Annotated in this window: 15 protein-coding genes; 11 read left to right on the top strand and 4 right to left on the bottom strand. The window is 71.4% G+C overall.

Going from position 1 to position 18,303, the window contains the following annotated elements; genetic code table 11:
• Positions 1 to 13: 13 nt before the first annotated feature.
• The 8 genes from F1D61_RS00510 to F1D61_RS00475 all read left to right on the top strand — a co-directional run bounded on the left by F1D61_RS00510 (position 14) and on the right by F1D61_RS00475 (position 9,137).
• Positions 14 to 439 (top strand): phage holin family protein, encoded by a 426-nt coding sequence (locus F1D61_RS00510; RefSeq protein WP_203156057.1) that lies wholly within the window; start codon positions 14 to 16, stop codon positions 437 to 439.
• Complete coding sequence (locus F1D61_RS00505; protein WP_203156056.1) at positions 436 to 831, top strand: DUF3618 domain-containing protein; 396 nt, start codon at positions 436 to 438, stop codon at positions 829 to 831. Before F1D61_RS00510 ends, F1D61_RS00505 begins: the two co-directional genes overlap by 4 nt.
• Before the next feature lie 110 nt (positions 832 to 941).
• Positions 942 to 1,745, top strand: coding sequence for a hypothetical protein (locus tag F1D61_RS00500; protein ID WP_203156055.1), 804 nt, complete (start codon positions 942 to 944; stop codon positions 1,743 to 1,745).
• 544 nt (positions 1,746 to 2,289) lie between these two features.
• Entirely contained in the window at positions 2,290 to 3,396 is a 1,107-nt protein-coding gene (locus F1D61_RS00495; RefSeq protein ID WP_203156054.1) for a UV damage endonuclease UvsE, read from the top strand.
• Between the two features lie 42 nt (positions 3,397 to 3,438).
• Positions 3,439 to 3,987 carry an RBBP9/YdeN family alpha/beta hydrolase gene (locus F1D61_RS00490; RefSeq protein ID WP_203156053.1) on the top strand — a complete coding sequence of 183 codons (549 nt, stop codon included), beginning with the start codon at positions 3,439 to 3,441 and terminating at the stop codon, positions 3,985 to 3,987.
• 5 nt (positions 3,988 to 3,992) lie between these two features.
• Positions 3,993 to 4,940: a class I SAM-dependent methyltransferase gene (locus F1D61_RS00485; protein ID WP_203156052.1), complete on the top strand. Its 948-nt coding sequence runs from the start codon at positions 3,993 to 3,995 to the stop codon at positions 4,938 to 4,940.
• Between the two features lie 491 nt (positions 4,941 to 5,431).
• Entirely contained in the window at positions 5,432 to 6,064 is a 633-nt protein-coding gene (locus F1D61_RS00480; protein WP_203156051.1) for a hypothetical protein, read from the top strand.
• A gap of 127 nt (positions 6,065 to 6,191) precedes the next feature.
• Positions 6,192 to 9,137, top strand: coding sequence for an AbfB domain-containing protein (locus tag F1D61_RS00475; RefSeq protein ID WP_203156050.1), 2,946 nt, complete (start codon positions 6,192 to 6,194; stop codon positions 9,135 to 9,137).
• Positions 9,138 to 9,221: 84 nt separating this feature from the next.
• On the opposite strand, the gene panE is transcribed toward F1D61_RS00475, so the two are convergent.
• A complete protein-coding gene (gene panE, locus F1D61_RS00470) occupies positions 9,222 to 10,160 on the bottom strand; it encodes a 2-dehydropantoate 2-reductase (protein WP_203156049.1) in 939 nt (312 codons plus the stop codon).
• Positions 10,161 to 10,273: 113 nt separating this feature from the next.
• Between panE and F1D61_RS00465 the strand changes: the two genes are divergently transcribed.
• Positions 10,274 to 11,599: a chloride channel protein gene (locus F1D61_RS00465; protein WP_246775652.1), complete on the top strand. Its 1,326-nt coding sequence runs from the start codon at positions 10,274 to 10,276 to the stop codon at positions 11,597 to 11,599.
• Between the two features lie 378 nt (positions 11,600 to 11,977).
• Positions 11,978 to 12,346, top strand: coding sequence for a hypothetical protein (locus F1D61_RS00460; protein ID WP_203156048.1), 369 nt, complete (start codon positions 11,978 to 11,980; stop codon positions 12,344 to 12,346).
• Positions 12,347 to 12,378: 32 nt separating this feature from the next.
• Here the strand turns inward: F1D61_RS00460 and F1D61_RS00455 are convergent, their stop codons facing one another.
• The gene (locus tag F1D61_RS00455) at positions 12,379 to 14,238 is read right to left on the bottom strand and encodes a GumC family protein (RefSeq protein ID WP_203156047.1); all 1,860 of its coding nucleotides are present in this window, start codon (positions 14,236 to 14,238) and stop codon (positions 12,379 to 12,381) included.
• A 439-nt stretch (positions 14,239 to 14,677) separates the two neighbouring features.
• On the opposite strand from F1D61_RS00455, the gene F1D61_RS00450 reads away from it, so the two are divergent.
• The gene (locus F1D61_RS00450) at positions 14,678 to 15,160 is read left to right on the top strand and encodes a DapH/DapD/GlmU-related protein (protein WP_203156046.1); all 483 of its coding nucleotides are present in this window, start codon (positions 14,678 to 14,680) and stop codon (positions 15,158 to 15,160) included.
• A gap of 194 nt (positions 15,161 to 15,354) precedes the next feature.
• Here F1D61_RS00450 and F1D61_RS00445 read toward each other — a convergent pair whose 3' ends face one another.
• Entirely contained in the window at positions 15,355 to 16,173 is an 819-nt protein-coding gene (locus F1D61_RS00445) for a Uma2 family endonuclease (RefSeq protein ID WP_203156045.1), read from the bottom strand.
• 89 nt (positions 16,174 to 16,262) lie between these two features.
• On the bottom strand, positions 16,263 to 18,263 hold the full coding sequence (mutL, locus tag F1D61_RS00440; RefSeq protein WP_203156044.1) for a DNA mismatch repair endonuclease MutL: 2,001 nt from the start codon (positions 18,261 to 18,263) through the stop codon (positions 16,263 to 16,265).
• Positions 18,264 to 18,303 lie beyond the last annotated feature (40 nt).

The raw sequence follows: 18,303 nt of genomic DNA, 5'->3' as shown, positions 1-18,303 counted from the left end.
GGAGGACGCCGCGATGGCCGACCCCAATGCCGGCCGCCCGCTCGGCGGCACCGGAGCCCCCGGGAGCATCCAGGGCCTCCTCGGTGATGCCCTGCGCGAGACCACCGATCTCGCCCGCAAGGAGATCGCCCTCTTCCGCACCGAGATGTCGAACAACCTGAGGTCGCTGTTCCTCGGGCTCGGCATGATGGTGGGCGCGGCCGTCTTCGCCGTCGTCGCCCTGCTGGTGCTCACCGACGCCCTGGTGAAGTGGCTCGCCACGGTGGTGAACTCGGAGGCGCTCGCCGCCCTGATCGTCGGGGCGGTGTTCCTGGCGATCGGCATCGGCCTCGCCCTGTGGGGCCGCAGCGCCATGTCCCTGTCCACGCTGACGCCGACCCGCACGACGCGCCAGGTGCGCCAGGATGCGAGGGTCCTGTCCGAGAGGGTGTCGGGATGACCCAGTCGATCAACGAACTCGAGCACGACATCGAGGAGACCCGGGCCCGGCTCGACCGGACCATCGACCAGATCCAGGGCCGGCTCTCCCCGGCCAGCCTCGTCGACGAGATGCTCGGCACGGTGCGGCAATCGCCGGCGAGCGGCCTCTACGACGGGGCGCTGGAGGCGGTGCGGCGCAATCCCGTCCCGGTCATGCTGATCGTCGCCGGCGTCGGCTGGCTGATCCACCGCGTCGCCCGGGAATCGCAGCGCCGCCAGCACCTCGACGCCACGATGAACGGGGCCGAGGCGGTGCCGGTGCTCAAGACCGGCGCGGCCCGGGTCTACGATCCCGACCGGCCGACCGCGCACCCGGCGGCCGACCGCGTCGCCGACGGCCTGCGCATGTGAGGCGGCGCCGGCCGAAGGCCGGCGCCCCTTCGTGAGACCCTTCGATCGGCCCCAAAGGCTCCGCCGGCACTGAAGACGCCGCGAGTCTCGCGCCAAGGAGTACCAGAGTCATGGCAGAGCACACCATCAACCCGGCCAATCCGGGCGCCCCCTCGGCCCACACCCCTGCCACGGGGCCCGAGCGCAACCTGCACCAGGACCACGACACCGTCCGCCGGAACCTCGACGCCGCGCACGATGCCGCCCGCGACGCCGGCGACACCCTCGGCGACAAGGCGGCCCACGCCTCCGAGCGGGTGAGCGAGACGGCCTCCGCCATCGGCGAGCGCATCAGCCAGACCGCCGAGGACCTGCGCGCCAAGGCCGATGCCGCCGCGGACCGGCTCAAGCAGGGCGCCAGCGAGGCGATCGACCGCGCCCACGCCCAGGCGAGCCAGGCCTACGGCGCCGTCGGCGGCCGCAGCTCCGAGACGATCGACCGCGCCCGCGACTGGGCCAGCGACCGGATCGAGACCGGCTCGCAGCGCTATGCCGACCTGCGCGACCGCGGCAGCGAGCGGCTGGCCCAGGGCCAGACCGCCGTCGAGCGCTTCGTGAGCGAGAACCCGGTCCTGGTCGGCGTGGTCGGCCTCGCCGCCGGCATGCTGCTCGGCGCGCTCCTGCCGCGCACCCGCCAGGAAGACCGGGCCGTCGGCCCCTATGCCGACGAGGTCCGCGACCAGGGCCTGCGCTACGCCCGCGAGGCGACCGAGCGCGGCCGTCAATTCGTCGAGACCGCCCTCGACCAGGCCCAGGATGCCGCCGTCGCGGCCGCCAACGCCGCCTCGGACGAGCTGCGCAAGAACCAGCCTGGGACCCACCAGCCCGGGACCCAGCAGCCCGGCACGGCCGAGCCGGGCCGGCAGACGCACTGATCCGGCTTATCCCCGATCACGACCGGCCGGCCCCTCGGGGCCGGCTTTTTCGTTGGCCGCCCTGAACCCACTCCTCGTGTCTCAGAGCCTGTTTGATTGACTCAAGCATTTACTCCCACACACGACCTCATCCTGAGGTGTCAGTCGATTGAACATCGACTGACCTCGAAGGAGGGCTCCAGGGATCGCGAGGACTTCTGGAGCCCTCCTTCGAGGCTCCTTTCAGTCGCACCTCAGGATGAGGTCGCGAGAGGGATGGAAAAGGTCGTTACAGCCGAATTTCGCAACTCAAACAGGCTCTCAGAACTGCTCGATCGAATCCGACAGCTTCGATGCTCGCCGTGTCGTCCCGCAGAGCTGTCCGGTGAAAATCCTATTCAAAATCGAAGTGCGGGATCCCCTCTCCCACACGGGAGAGGGGAGACGCGCCATCTTTTCCCGAATAGCCCCGGAATGACGTGGAGAATTCGAGATCCGCGGAAGCCAATAAACAGGCTCGCACGGAACCGTTTGGACCCGCGGGGCACACGCCGCGTTGTCGGCCATGACCTCCGCCCCCTCCTCCGCTCCCGGCCCCCGCCTCGGCTTCTGCTGCAAGCTCATTCCCGAGGATCCGCCCGGCGGGCACAAGACCCTGAAGGCCGCGAAGGACGCCGCGATGGTGATGAACGTCACCACGGTGACGATCGCGCATTTGCGCCGGCTCGATCCGGCGGCGGCGCGGGAGAAGCTGACGGCCGTCGTCACGCACAACCTCGCGGCGATGGAGCGGCAGGTCGCCTGGGTGGCGGCGCGTCCCCCGTTGGAGCGTCTCCTGCGGCTCGCGAGCTCGATCCTGCCGGGCTACACCCATCCGGAGGTGTGCGGCCTCTATGCCGATCCGGACTTCCGCCGCGCCATCGAGGCCGGGCTGGCCACGGTGGGCGAGGCGGCGCGGGCGGGCGGGGTGCGGCTCAGCATGCATCCCGGCCCGTTCTGCATCCTGGCGAGCCGCAATCCGGCGGCGCTGGAGAACGGCATCGCCGAACTCGACTACCATGCCGAGGTGATGGAGATGATGGGCTATGGCGGCGGGTGGCACCCGCACGGCGCCCACGTCAACATCCATGTCGGAGCCCGCGACCCCGGGGTCGACGCCTTCCGGGAGAACCTCGACAAGGTGAGCCAGGTCGCCCGCGACCTCGTCACGGTCGAGAACGACGAATCGGCCTTCGGCCTCGACGAGGTTTTGCGCCTCGCCGACCGGGTGCCGGTGGTGCTCGACCTGCACCACCACTGGATCCACAGCCGCGGCGGCTACATCGCGCCGGACGATCCCCGCATCGCCCGGGTGATCGAGTCCTGGCGCGGGGTGCGGCCGGTCGGCCATGTCAGCGTCTCGCGCGAGGACGTGCTGCCCGGCCACGATCCGGACGCGCTGCCCGACTTCGCGGCCCTGACGGAGGCCGGCCTCAAGGGCCGAGACCTGGCCGCCCATTCCGACATGATGTGGAACCGGGCGTTCAACGATTACACGGCCCGCCACCTCGCCTGGTGCGACATCGAGGTCGAAGCCAAGTTCAAGAACCTCGCCTCGACCGGTCTGGCGCTGCATGTCGGGCCGGTGCTCTCAGGGATCGCCCCGGCCGTGCCGCCGCTCGCAGCGGAGTAGGACGCTCTCGACGCTGCCGCGTCCTGCCTGTAACGGTGCGGCATGAAATCGGCCGATTGCGACATCCTCGTCGTCCCGGGCTACACCAGTTCCGGGCCGGACCACTGGCAGAGCCGCTGGCAGGAGCGGCTCTCGACCGCCCGCCGGGTGACCCAGGAGAGCTGGGACCATCCCGAGCCGGAGGCGTGGCGCGACGCCGTGATCGCGGCGGTGCAGGCGGCGACCCGGCCGGCGGTGCTGGTGGCCCACAGCCTCGGCGTGATCGCCTGCGTGCAGGCGGCGCCCTACCTGCCGAAGGGCAGCGTCGCCGGCGCCTTCCTGGTCGCGCTGCCCGACGTCGAGCGGCCGGACACGCCGGCTCCCTTGCGCAGCTTCGCGCCGATCCCGCGCGAGCCCCTGGCCTTCCCGTCGGTGCTGGTGACGAGCCGCACCGATCCCTACACCGCCTACGACCGGGCCGGCGAGTTCGCCGCCGCCTGGGGCGCGGAACTGGTCGATGCCGGCGAATCCGGGCATCTCAACGTCGAGAGCGGGCACGGGCCCTGGCCCGAGGGGCTGATGCGCTTCGCCGGCTTCCTGCGCGCGCTCTAGCCGTGGTGCCTTATCTCGACATGGTCGAGCCGGCGACGGCGTCGACCTTTCGCGAGGCCGATTATCTCGCGGCCAATCCGGATCTCGATCTCGCCGTGCGCGAGGGACGGCTCGCCAGCGGCCGGGCGCATTTCGACAAGCATGGCCTTCGCCAGGGACGGCGCCAGAGCCGTATCCCCGAGGGGCTCGACGCCATGCGGGCCGAGAAGCTCGCGCGGCTCGGCCCCCTGGTGCGGGACGACCTGCCGCATCGCCGGATCGGCGAGAAATACGACTTCCTCAGCGAGGAGCTGCGGGCGCTGTCGGGCGCCGAGGACAGCCCGAACGTCTCGCAGAATTCCTATGACGGCCACGTCCACGAACTCATCGCGGCGAATCCCGACGGGTTGATCCTCGATTGCGGCGCCGGCCGGCGCGACCGCTACTACGCCAACGTCGTCAATCTCGAGATCGCCGACTACGACACGACCGACGTGCTCGGCGTCGGCGAGGTGCTGCCGTTCCGCGATGGCAGCTTCGACGGGGTGATCTCGATCGCGGTGCTGGAGCATGTCCGCGACCCCTTCGCCTGCGCCCGCGAGATCGCCCGGGTGCTCAAGCCCGGCGGGAAGCTGGTCTGCGCGGTGCCGTTCCTGCAACCCCTGCACGGCTATCCGCACCACTACTACAACATGACCGGCGAGGGCCTGCGCAACCTGTTCGCCGGCCACCTGGCGGTCGACCACCAATACGTCCCGGCCTCGCTCCTACCGATCTGGAGCCTGACCTGGATGATCCAGTCCTGGGCCGCCGGCCTGCCGCCGGACGTGCGCAAGCGCTTCCTGTCGCGCCGCCTCTCCGACTTCACCGCCGACCCGCTCTCGCTCCTCCAGGAGCCCTACGTGACCCAGCTGAGCGACCAGAAGAACCTGGAACTGGCGAGCGGGACGTACCTGTTCGCGCACAAGGAATAGGGGAGCTTCGGGCGCTCATCCTGCCTGCAAGGGCGAGACGAGCGCAGGCCCTTTCGAGCACCTGTTCGATTGTTCCCGACCGATGTCGAACCCGCCGCGTCGTCCGGGGCGGCGAAGGCGGAGCCCGGAACGACGACAAGAGCGCCAGAACTGTGCAGGCATGTCGGGCAGCCGGAAGGCGGGCGCGGCCCGGCGATCGCGTTCGTCATCCGGCGATCTCCTGCGGCACCGATCGCCGATGCCGCACCGCCTCCACACCATCATCGCATTTTCTAACAGATAAATCCGCATCTCATTAAGCCTGACGGATTAGTCACCAGAATATACTGCAAGTTGCACCGGCGGGATTCTCCATTTCGCTCGGTCATCCGAGTCATGATTCGTTATCCGCGCCCCATTACGGGTTTTAAACGCCCGTGCGTCAGATTTGCCGCTGTCGCAACTCACCGATGGATTGGCGCAAGCGAGCCATGTGGCCGGGATTCAAGTACGTGGCCGCCCTCGTGGCCGGCCTGCCCCTCTGGGGCATTCCCAGCAACGCCGCGTTCGAGCCGCGGACGAACGCTGCGGCGATGCCGCGAAACGACGTGGAGACGCTGCTCTGGCCGTCGGACGCTGCCGGGCCGCGGGCCGACCAGCGCGGCGTCGTGCTGAATCCGGCGGATCTGCGCGACCGGATCGCCGTGGTGGCGTTCGTCGCACCCGATTGCTCGATCGTCTGCGTCACCCGCACCCTCGACCTCGACCGGGTCGCCAAGGCCCTGCCGGAGACGATCCGCGACCGCGCGGTGTTCCTGGCGGTCTCCCTCGACGGCGCGACGGCGGGCGGGGGCGTGACGGCCCTGCGGACCTTCGTCGACGGCACCGTCGGCGCGCAGACGCGATTGCGGTTCCTCGCCGGCGACGCGGCCTGGACCGCGGCGATCACCGCGGCGCTGCGCTACCCGGCAGGTTCGCTGCCCGAACCCCCGCCGCAAGTCCTGGTCTTCGACCGGCGCGGCGGGATCGCGATGAGCTATGGCGGCGACCCGGTCGACCGGCCGCGGCTCGAACGCGACATCCCCCTCCTCGACAGCTTCGCGCAGGGGCTCGACGCTCCAACGCCCGGTTCCGCTCCCCTCTAGGGAGCCGCACGGCCGCGTGGCGGTCGTGACCGTCTCCAAGTCCCTGATTTGACCGCCTCTTCGACGACGAACCGGGATCCGCTTCGTCGGACATTGCTCCAGCCGCCCCAAGCGAAAGCCTCGACCGATGACCGCACCGACCACGGCCGGGCGCCGCCCGCGCCTGCGCGACGCCGCCCTTCTCTCCGCCACCATCCTGAGCGCCGGATTCCTGTCGCCGGCCCGTGCCGCGCAGTTCGGCGTGGTGGTCAAGCAGGTCGCCGACCCGGTCATGGGGAGCGTGCCGCTGCCCGACACCGCGCCGACGATGGGCGTGTTCTCCGGCGTGCAGAACTGGCCGATGAACGCCATCACCCTCGGCCTCCTGCCCAGCGGCAAGGTGGCGTCCTACGGCAGCCCGGGCGGCAACCCGGGCACCCAGGACGGCCGCACCTTCGACATCTGGGATCCCACGCAAGGGATCGGCGCCGGCCACATCACCCTGCCGGGGGTGCCGGGCGTCAACAGCTTCTGCGCCGCCCAGGCCTTCCGGGCCGACGGTTCGCTGCTCATCGCCGGCGGCATCTTCGACAACGGCAACGACAAGGGCAGCGTGCTGCTCAACAATACCGCCACCGGCGTCGGCGGCATCGGCGCCAAGCTCGCCAACGACCGCTACTATTCGACCATGCTGACGCTGCCCAACGGCCAGCAGCTGATCATGGGCGGCTCCTATCCCTACCAGGGCGGCTGGAACGACCCGCAGGGCAGCGTCGACAAGGGCCTGATGACCGGGATGACCCCGGAGATCTACGACGGCAACCAGTGGCGGAGCCTGTTCGGCGCCAAGAGCCGCGACGCGTTCGGCCCCGACAATGAACGCTTCTGGTATCCGCGCGCCTGGGTCGCCCCGAACGGCAAGGTCTTCGGCATCTCCTCCGAGAAGATGTGGTTCCTCGATCCGAGCAACAACGGTTCGGTGAACGTGATGACCTTCAAGGAGGCGCAGCGCAACGCGAGTTCCGCCACCGACGCGCCGAATGTCGGACCCGCCTCCACCGCCGTGATGTTCGAGGCCGGCAAGATCCTCCAGGTCGGCGGGAACGCCTACAGCAACGGCGACGGCTTCCTGTCGAGCAGCCGCGCCTCGGTGATCGACATCAACGGCGCCGCGCCGGCGGTGACCGACACCGCGCCGATGAATTTCGGCCGCGGCTGGGCCAATGCCACCGTCCTGCCCACCGGCCAAGTCGCCGTGACCGGCGGCAGCAAATGGAACGACCGCGGCGACGGCGACATCGTGCTGCAATCCGAGATCTGGGACCCGAAGACCGGCCGCTGGTCGCTCGCGGCCTCGTTGGGCGTCTATCGCGGCTACCACTCGAGCGCGATCCTGATGCAGAACGGGGCCCTGCTCATCGCCGGCGGCGGCGCGCCGGGCCCGGTCAACAACCAGAACGTCGAGGTGTTCTACCCGCCCTACCTGTTCACCACCGTCAACGGCAAGACGGCGCTCGCCCCGCGCCCGCAAATCGTCAGCCTCTCGACCGTGCAGATGCAGCACGGCCAGTCGATGCAGGTCGAGCTCACCTCCCAGAACGGCCTGTCGCAGGTCGTGCTGGTGGGCCTGAGCGCGACAACCCACAGCTTCAACTCGACCCAGCGCCGCTACCCCGCCGCCTTCACGCAAGCCGGCAACGCCGTGACCGTGCAGGCGCCGGCTTCGGCCAACGTCGCGCCTCCCGGCTATTATCAGCTCGTCGCGATCGACCAGAAGGGCGTCCCCTCCCCGGGCGTGATCATCGCCCTCGGGGCCGGCGTCGCCGCGCCGAGCCAGGTCGCGGCGCCCGGCGTGGTCACCTCCGCCGGCGGGCAGGCCGGCGGCGGCACGGGTGGCGGCACGGCCGGGGGCACGGGTGGCGGCACCGGGACCGGAACGGCCGGCGGGACGGGCGGCGTCGGCTCGGCCGTGAGCCTGCAATCGAGCAACTACACCACGAGCTACCTCACCAACGTCAACGGCACCGCGCGCCTCGTCACCCCGGCCAACGCGGGCGACAAGCAGCAGGCCACCTTCCGGATGGTCGCGGGGCTTGCCGGCTCCGGCGTGTCGTTCCAGGCGAGCACGAATGCCAGCCAGTACCTGCGCCACCAGAACTTCCAGCTCTGGCAGCAGCCCAACGACGGCCGCGACCTCTTCAAGCAGGATTCGACCTTCACCCCGCGTGCGCCGCTCGCCGGCAATTGCGGCTGCAACACCGGCACCTGCACGTCCTACGAGGCGGTCAACTGGCCGGGTTACTACCTGCGCCACGCGAACTTCACGTTCTCCATCGCCAAGCCGGATGGCGGTCCCACCTACAACCAGGACGCCTCGTTCTGCGTCGCGCCGCCGGCCGACGGCTCGGGCACCCAGCCGGCCGCGAACGGTCAGTGGACGCCGATCGGTACCGCCGCCTCCCGCGTGTCGGTCGGCGCCGACGGCACCCTCGTCACCCTCAACGCCGACACCAAGGTGCCGTGGCGCTACGTGAGCGACAACGCCTGGACGCCGCTCCCCGGAAATTTCACCGACATCGCGGTGATCAGCGCCACCAGCATCTACGGCGTCGGCACCGATACCAACATCTACCGCTACAACGGCCAGAACTGGACCCAGGTCGGCACCAACGCGAAGTCCATCGCCGCCGCCGACGGCACGATCGTCATCGCCAACGGCAACAACGACATCTGGCTCAAGCAGGCGGACGACAACACGAACGCCTGGCGACAGCTCCCCGGCAAGGCGCTCAGGGTGGCGGTGATGAACCGCAACAGCCTCTGGCACATCGGCCTCGACAACGGGGTCTATCGCGGCGACCAGGGCGGCAACTGGGCCCGCGTCGGGGGCGATGCGGCCGAGATCGCGGCCTCGCCCGACGGCAGCGTCCTGGTGACGAACACCGCCAGCAAGAAGATGTGGCGCAAGACCGGCGACGACACGGTCATGAACTGGACGCAGATCGATCCGAACTTCCAGGCCACGGCCCTGGCGGTCCCGAATGCCCAGCGGGCGATCGTCGTCGGGCTCGATCGCGTCATCTACCGCTGGTAGCGGCGGCCGGGCCCGGCGCCTCGGCGCCGGGCGCGCCTCTCCCTCACGCCCGGCGCCCCCACGCGCCGGGCGTGTCCCGTCGGTTCAGCCCTGCTCCCGCGCCCGCCGGCTCTCATAGGCTTTGAGGTGGGTGTAGGCGGTGGTCAGGTGCGGCCGGGCCCCGTCCGGATCGCCCGAGCGGCCGCGGGCCAGGAGATCGCCGACGATGTGGTCGGCCTCGATCCGGGCGCCCTTCTCGATGTCGCGCAGCATCGAGGCGGTGAAGCGGGACCCCGCCGCCGTCAGGGTACCGCGGCTCGACTCCAGAAACTTCTCCCGCGGCGCGTGGCCGGCGCCGGCCGCGATGCCGCGGCATTCCTCCAGCAAACCGAGCATCAGCTCGGCCCCGCCGGGTGCGGCGACGATGTCGCCGATCGGCGCCCGCATCAGGCAGGTGCCGCAGGCCAGCGTGGCCAGAAAAACCCATTTCTCCCACATCTCGAGCAGGATCCTGTCGCTGAGCCGGGCGGTGAAGCCCGCCCCCTCCATGACGGCGGCGACCCGGCCGATCCGCTCCGAGCGGGTTCCGTCCCGCTCGCCGAAGGTGAGGGCGTGCAGCTCGCTCATCTGCACGATCTCGCCCTCGGACGAGAGCGTCGCCGCGATGGCGCAGGAGCCGCCGAGCACCCGATCGGGCCCGAACCGCGCGTCGAGGGCGTCGAGATGCGCCATCCCGTTGAGGATCGGCAGCACCATCGTGTCCGGCCCGACCGCCGGGGCGACGTCGTCGAGGGCGCCCGCGAGGTCGTAGGCCTTGCAGCTCAGGAGCACGAGGTCGAAGGGACCCGGGATGGTGCCCGCCGTCACGGTCGCGGGCGCCGCGATGCGGACGTCCCCGAGCGGGCTCCTCACCGAGAGGCCGCCCTCGGCGAGCCGCGCCGCCCGCGCTTCGCGGACCAGGAAGGTCACGTCGCGCCCGGCTGCCGCCAGCCGCGCCCCGAAATATCCGCCGGTCGCCCCGGCCCCCACCACGAGCACCCGCATGACGCCCCCCTCCTGTCCCATGGTCAGCCCTGACCTGTTCCGGTGGAGCTTCGCATCGGCGAGGGTTTCGTCCAAGGTGCCGACTGGTCGGACTGGACAAAGGGTTGCGTCGCGTGCGGGGATTGAGGGAGCGGCTGCCGGGATCGCGGGATCTCGCCGGGATCTGGGGCCGGCGCGGGCTGTTCGTGCTCGGTGGCATCGCGGTCGGTGCGGCGGCGGTGCTGATGGCGCACCTGGCCGATGCGGCGCAATCGGCGTTCCGGGCGATACTCGGGATCTCGCCGCTGATCGCCCTCGTCCTCACCCCGCTCGGTTTCGGGCTCGCGGCCCTGCTCGCCCGCACGGTGTTCCCGAACTCCCAGGGCAGCGGCATCCCGCAGGTGATCGCCGCCCGGGACATCGACGACGCCGCCCTGCGTCATCCGCTCGTCTCCCTGCGCACCGCCTTCGGCAAGATCGTGGTGATGACCCTGGGCCTGTTCTGCGGCGCCTCGACCGGGCGCGAGGGGCCGACGGTGCAGGTCGGCGCCGCGCTCCTGGCGGCGGCCGGGCCGCTCGCGCCGGAGCGCCAGCGCGGCCTGCTCCTCGCCGGGGGCGCCGCCGGGGTGGCGGCGGCCTTCAACACGCCGCTCGCCGGCATCGTGTTCGGCATCGAGGAGCTGAGCCGCTCCTACGAGGCCAAGACCTCGAGCCTCATCCTCGGGGCGATCATCGCGGCGGGCCTGACCTCGCTCGCGCTCGTCGGCAACTACACCTATTTCGGCACCACCGCCGACACCCTGCCGCTCACGGCCTGGGCCGTGGTGCCGCTCTGCGGCGTGCTCGGCGGGCTGTCCGGCGGGCTGTTCAGCCGCATCGTCATCGCGGTGTCCTGCGGCGGCCTGCCGGGGGGGCTCGGGCGGTTCGTCTCGAGCCGGCCGGTGATCTTCGCGGTTCTGTGCGGCCTCGGCGTCGCCCTGTGCGGGCTGGCCACCGACGGGCACGTCTACGGCACCGGCTACGAGCAGGCGAAGGCGCTGCTCCACGGCACCGCCGACACCCATCCGCTGTTCGGCCCGCTGAAGTTTCTGGCCACGACCCTGTCATCGATCAGCGGCATCCCGGGCGGGCTGTTCGCCCCGTCGCTGGCGGTGGGCGCAGGCCTCGGTGCCGAGATCGCGCGCCTGTTCGCGGAGGTGCCGGTCGGGGCCGTGGTGCTGGTCGGGATGGTGGCCTACCTGACCGGCGTGCTGCAGGCGCCGATCACCTCGTTCGTCATCGTGTCGGAGATGACGGAGAACCACGGCCTGGTGATTCCGCTGATGGTCACGGCGCTCATCGCCGACGGCACCTCGAAGCTCGTCTGCAAGCACGGGCTCTACCACGCGCTTGCCGAGCCGATGGTCGCGCGCATCACCGGGCGCAAGGCGCATGCGCCGGAGGTGAGCGGGCCGGCGTGAGGGCGGGGACGGGATCACGCGACAGGCGATTCGCCGGCGACATGTCGCACGATCCCACCCGCGACCTCATCCTGAGGTGTCATACCAACGGTCGTTGGAAACGACTTTTGGTTCCGTTCTCGAATTTTCGTCAAGCCTCTGGCTTGGCATAGATAATTCGAGATGGCTCAATGGCCCGATGCGTCAGCATCTTGGGCCATTGGTATCAGTCCATCATCGATGGACCGACCTCGAAGGAGGGCTCCAGCCGTCTCGGCGATCCCTGGAGCCATCCTTCGAGGTCAGCCGATTTTCAATCGGGCGCGATCGGCGATCGCCAACACCTCAGGACGAGGGTGTGGGTGGGACAGACCATGCCGACTTCGCCGACGAGCCTTGATGACACGCGTGGCGGATCTCAGGGTCCGCGACGCGGAAGAAGGACTTCCCGCTCAGAGCGGCGGCATTCCGATCTCTGCGACGCGCGCGTTATGCTCGCGCCAGAGACGCATCATCGTGGCGAACAGGCCCGGCTTGGTCGAAACCGTGGCGGGGGAGAAGGAACGGGTCGCGGCGATCGACGACGAGGAGGCCATGGGTTCGGCTCCGAAGTGGGAGGTGGGGTGGAACTCTGTGGTTCCTGTCCCCGACCATGAGCCTCATGCTGCGTTGCAACAATCAAGAATCTCGCAGTTGCGATATGCGCTCATCGCATGCAACTGGCGCAATCCTGCTGAATTGCCCGCCGATCATGCATCATATGCCTGACTGACGGGCGTAAAGCCCCTTTTCAGAGCTCCTCACCCATCCAGCGCAGTCCGATCGACCTCGGTGGTGACGGTGCCCAGGATCCGGGCGCGGGCATGCTCCAGGGCCTCGCAGGCCTCGGTCAGGGTGCGCAGGGGCGTGCGGCCCCACTCGGTCATCAGCACCACGCCGTCGAGGAGCGGCGCCAGCGCCACGGTGGCGGCGGAGCGGCCGACCGGCGGCAGGTCGACGATCACCACGTCGTAGGCGTCGCACAGGCTGGTCAGCAGCGCCTCCATGGCCGGCGAGCCGAGCCAGTGCGGCGAGGGCAAGGCCTCGTGCGCGAGGACCAGCACGTCGCATCCATCCGTGAGCGCCGTGACGTGGCTGCGCCAGCTCTCGGAGGCCCGGGGGCCGAAGCCGCGCAGCTCCGCGGCGATCCCCTCGCCCGCGCCAGGCTCGCGCGACACCGGGTCGGCGGCATCGGCATCGATCACCAGGACGCGCGCCCCCGCGGCGGCGTAGAGCCGGGCGAGCTCGATCGCCGCGAGCGCTTTGGTGCGTCCGCAGGTGCGCCCCGCCGCCGTGAGGCCGATGCTGCGCAGAGGCGCGGCGTGGTTGGCCGAGGCGAGGGAGAGGCGGGTCCATTGCAGGCCCTCGGCGAGCCCGGCGCAGAGCCGCGCCTCGTCGGTCAGGCCGCGGCGGCGGCGCCCCTCGGGACGGGCCGGGATCCAGCCCAGGCAATCCCGCCCGGTCGCCGCCCGGACCTGGCGCCGGGAGCGGGCGCGCCCGTCGAGGAGCAGGCCCGCGACCCCGATCGCCACGAACAGGCCGGCCCCCGCCACGGCGCCGGCCGGCATGGTCAGCCGCAGGCCCGGATTGGAGCGGAACAGCGGCCGGGTCGCCGCGGTGATGACCCGGGAATCGGCGACCGGCGCGCTCTGGCGCTGCACCGCCTCGGCCAGCACCACCAGCAGGCTCTCATAGACCTTGCGCGAGGTCTCGGCGGCGGATTCGAGTTCCTCCAGCGTGCCGGGCTCGTCATCGACGGGCGCCCGCGGCACCACCTGCGTGCCGGCGCTCGCCACCGGCCCGTCGGATTCGTCGCGCCGGCCGCGGCGGATGCGGTAATTGTGGGTGGCGCGGAATTCCTGCACGGCGCGGATCGCCGTGTTCATCTGGGCCCGGAACCGGTCGACGCGCTCGTTGAGCCAGTCGGTGGCGAAGCGCGAGGCCTCGATCCGCGCCTCCATCTTCTCGCGCAGGAACTGCTCCACCACGGCGTTGACGATGTCGGCCGCCTTCTGCGGATCGCGGGCCGAGAAGGTGATGTCGAGGGCGTAGGCGAGGCCGGCGCGGCGCACGTCGAGCCGGGCCGCGAAGGTGTCGAGCAGGCGCCGTTCCGCCGCGAGGTCCTGATCGGCCTCGGCCTCGGCGCGTCCGGTCGCTCCCTTGACGGCGGCGCGCGCGTGCTCGAACAGCGCGGCCGCGCGGCCCTGGAGGGCGGCGGCCCAGGGCGGGAGCCGGAGCGTCGAGCCGGCGAATTCCGGATCGCGCGCAAGCCCGAGCCGGTCGATCACCATCCGGGCGACCTTCTCGGAGCGCAGGATCGCCACCTGGTTGGCGATCTGGCCGGTATCGATGGCGAAGCGCGCCTCGCCGCCGGGCTCGGCGAAGAGCGGCGGCATCTTGGAATCGATCACCAGCTGCGCCCGGGCGGTGTAGACCGGCGTCGCGGCGAGCGTCGTGAGGGCGCCGAGCGCCGCCCCGGCCAGGGCGCAGGCGAGGATGCGGGCGCGGCGGCGGCGCAGGAACGCGAGGATGTCGCGGACCTCGAGGCTTCGCGTCTCCGGCGGGTCGTCCCGGAGGCGCGGGGCCAGGGACGGGTCGGTCCAGATCGGGTTGTTCAGCAAGATCGCGCTCTCTTCGGCTCGACCGCGGCGGGGGATCAGGGTTCGGCGGCTCCCCCGCGGGCGCTGGTGGCCGCCGCGGGCGGACCGGGATCTCTCGATCCCGCGGATCCGCCCGTGACCCTCGAAGGTGTACGTCCGGCACGCAGCCACCCGGAACGCCGCGGAACGGCGTAGGCGCCGCCCGAGGACGCCCGGGCGGCGGAGGCGGGGTTCACCCCGAACGCGCCTCCCTCCCCCTTTCGGGGCGGGCCGCTCGCCGACGCCTCCGCCGGCTGGTGGAGGTGCCCTCGCCGATGGGAGAGAGCCGACCCGCGCCACCCGCCCCGGGCGGCCGAGGGCGGCGCGCCCCGGCGCCTCCAAAGCCGGTGCTGCGGCGCGGCGCGGCGGCAGCCTAGGCTCGTGTCCGACGCTGCCGACATCCCAGACCGGAGCCCGCCCGATGCCGATCACCGACGTGTCCCTCGACGAGGGCGCCAGCATCACGCATCCGGACCTCGTCGATCTCGCCGGCTGCCGCATCGGGGCCGGCGCCCGGGTCGGGCCGTTCGTGCAGATCCGGCCGGGCAGCCGCGTCGGCGCGCGCTGCAAGGTCTCCTCGCACAGCGTGCTCGGCCCGGCGGTCGAGCTCGGCGAGGGGGTGTTCGTCGGGCATGGCGTGGTGATCGGCGATCAGGAGACCGGTGCTTCGGGCCCGACCCGGATCGGGGCCGGGGCCTCGCTCGGCTCGCGCGCGACCGTGCTGCCCGGCCTCGCCATCGGCCGCGGCGCGATGATCGGCGCCGGCGCCGTCGTCACGGAAGACGTGCCGGATTTCGCCCTGGTGGTCGGCGTGCCCGGCCGGGTCGTCGGCGATGCCCGCGACCGGCGCGGCCTCGAACCGCACGACCCGGCCGGGCGCCTCGACGAGGTGGCGGCCGGCTGATCGCGCGAGGATGCTTCCGACTTCGGCGGAACGACCCGAGCGGCGGATTCGGGGCTCCGCTCCGCGGCTTCAGTTTGACATGGTGCATGTCGACTTCGCGAGAACCTATCCGACAGGTTGTGAGAACTTCAACAGCAGGACGATCGAGCATCCCGACCAACCAACGGGTCAGGATGGGACCGGCGTCACGCCGTTCAGCGCGATGCCGTGTCCAACCCGCAATGCAGCCTCTCCGGCAGGATTGCCCGCCACGCCTCCGCCGGCGGATCGGTGAGGCCGACGAGGACCGCCACCGCCGCCGCGCATTCCTCCGCATCCATGTCACTCAGCAGCTTTTCGATGGTGCCGGGCATGGCCAGTCCCTTCAGGGCGGCGATGCGGGCGACTTGAGCCGGCCCGAACGGGGCGGGCAGCGGGTGGTCGTCATGCGCCGTCGCGAGCATCGGAACGACCGCGTAGATCTCGTCGAGCCGCAAGGCGACCGCGACCGCGTCGAGCCGAAGGACGGCATCCGGCGCCTGGATGAGTTCGTAGCGCCAGCCCGCGTCCTCGCGGTGATAGGCCTCGATCCGGCGCTGGTCCTGGGCGACGAGGACGAAGTGGCGGAGATCGGGCAAGGCTTGGTAGGCGAGCCACTTCCGGCCGCGATCGTACCGCTCGGTCGAGGGCGACAGGACCTCCAGGATCACGGTGGCCGAGGTGACGCCCCGGGTCTCCGGATCGGGCGCGAGATCGCCGCGACACGAGACGAAGACGTCCGGGTAGAACCGCGCCGTGCCGGCGTCGAGCCGCATCGTCTCCCGGAACGACGTGCAGGGGCCGCCGGGCGCGAGGCGCTCCGCGATGAGGCCGTCGAGGCGTCGGGTCAGGGCGTGATGGGCGGTCGAGCCGCTAACCATCATGCGAAAGACATGTCCGTCGATGTATTCGAGGCGTTCTCCCTCCTCCGCCGCCTCGCAGAGGCGGTCGAAGGCGTCGAGGTCGATGAACACGTCGCGCCGCGCCGCGGGCATGTCTTGACTCCGGTGCTGTGAGGCCGGTGCGATCGTAGGCGAGGGCCATGCGGTCCGGGAAGCCCGTCCCGCGCCGGAACGACGACGGCTCAGCGCCGCCCGAACAGCCGTTCCACGTCCGACAGCTTCAACTCGACATAGGTCGGCCGGCCGTGGTTGCACTGGCCGGAGAACGGCGTCGCCTCCATCTCGCGCAGGAGCGCGTTCATCTCCTCCGGCCGCAGGCGGCGGCCGGCCCGGATCGAGCCGTGGCAGCTCATCCGCGACAGGACGGCGTCGAGGCGGCGGGCGAGCGGGTCGGCCCCGCCCTCGGTCAGCGCGTCGACCACGTCGGTGAGGAGGGAGCGCAGCGACCCGCCGGCGAGCGCCGAGGGCACCTCGCGCACCAGCACCGCGCCGTGGCCGAAGGCTTCGAGGACGAGACCGAGATCCTGCAGGGCGTCGGCCGCGTCGGCGAGCCGGTCGGCCTCGACGGGGTCGAGCTCGACCACCTCGGGGATCAGCAGGATCTGGCGGGCGATGCCCCCGCCCTCCCGCTCGCGCTTCAGCCGCTCGTAGACCAGCCGCTCATGGGCGGCGTGCTGGTCGACGATGACGATCCCGTCCCGGGTCTGGGCGACGATGTAGGTCTCGTGCAGCTGGGCCCGCGCGGCGCCGAGGGGATGCTGTTCGGCGAGGCCGGCACCCGCCTCGGGCGGCGGCAGGCGCTGGTCGGCGCTCGGCAGGGCGAGGTCGCCGGCAAACTGCGCCTGGTGCCCCTCGGCAAAGCCCGCGGGCGGTGCCTCGTAGGCGGCCTGGTCCGGCTCCCGCGCACCCCAGGGAGCCTCCCACGACACCTGGCCGAGATCGCCCGCGGCACCCTCTGACCGGCCCGAGCGAGACGGCGCCGTCTCGTCGCGGCGGGCGAACAGGCTCGCGGGCTGCTGGCGCAACGCGGCCGAGGGCATGGTAACGGAGGATATGGAAGCCGAGCCCGGCATCGGCAGCGGCGCCTGCTGCGGCCGCAGGCTCTCGAGGGTGCGGGACGCCACGGTGCCGGAGCTGCGCCCGCCCTCCCGGCGCAGGGCCTCGTGGATCGCGCTGACGATGAGCCCGCGCACCAGCCCCGGATCGCGGAAGCGCACCTCGGTCTTGGCCGGATGGACGTTGACGTCGACGAGGGCCGGATCGCAGGTGAGCGCGAGCGCCAGGACCGGATGACGGTCGGAGGCCATCACGTCGGCATAGGCGCCGCGCACCGCCGAGAGCAGCAACCGGTCGCGCACCGGCCGGCCGTTGACGACGAAGTGGACATGGGTCGCCGCCGCCCGGTGGAAGGTCGGCAGGCCGACATGGCCGTCGAGGGCGAAGGCCTCGCGCTCCAGGCTCAGCGGCGCCGAGTTCTGGCCGAATTCGGGGCCGAGCACGGCGACGAGGCGGCGCAGCCACGAGCCCGCCCCGGTCTCGGCCGGGAAGACGAGGCCCGAGGACGACGAGCCCTCGCCCGTCAGGGTGAAGCGGATCTGCGGATGCGCGACGGCGAGGCGGCGCAGGATTTCGCCCACCGCCGTCGCCTCGGCCCGGTCGGATTTCAGGAATTTCAGCCGCGCCGGGGTGGCGGCGAAGAGGTCGGTCACCTCGATCCGGGTTCCCGGCTGGGCGGCCGCCGGCCGCACCGGGCCCTTGTGGCCGGCATCGACCACGATGACGTGGCCGCTCTCCGCGCCCGGTACCCGCGAGGTGATGGCGAGACGGGCCACCGCGCCGATCGACGGCAGCGCCTCGCCGCGAAAACCCAGGGTCTCGATGCGCTCGAGGTCGCCGTCCGGCAGCTTCGAGGTGGCGTGGCGCTCGACCGCGAGGGCGAGGTCGTCGGGACCCATGCCGCCGCCATCGTCGACGACCCGGATCAGCTTGCGCCCGCCGGCCGCGATCGTCACCGCGATGCTGGCGGCGCCGGCATCGACCGCGTTCTCGACCAGTTCCTTGACCGCCGAGGCCGGCCGCTCGACCACCTCGCCGGCGGCGATGCGGTCGACGAGCACCGGGTCGAGGCGGCGGACTTCCGGCCGTCCGGGAGAGCGCGGCCGTCCGGGGGATGAAAGAGCCATGGACGGAATATAAGGGTTTGCCGGGCCCGCCAGAAGGTGC

This window comes from Methylobacterium aquaticum, from assembly GCF_016804325.1.
Lineage (GTDB): Bacteria > Pseudomonadota > Alphaproteobacteria > Rhizobiales > Beijerinckiaceae > Methylobacterium > Methylobacterium aquaticum_C.
The sequence above is the reverse complement of the archived record's forward strand: the minus strand, read 5'-3'. Positions and strand labels throughout refer to the sequence as shown.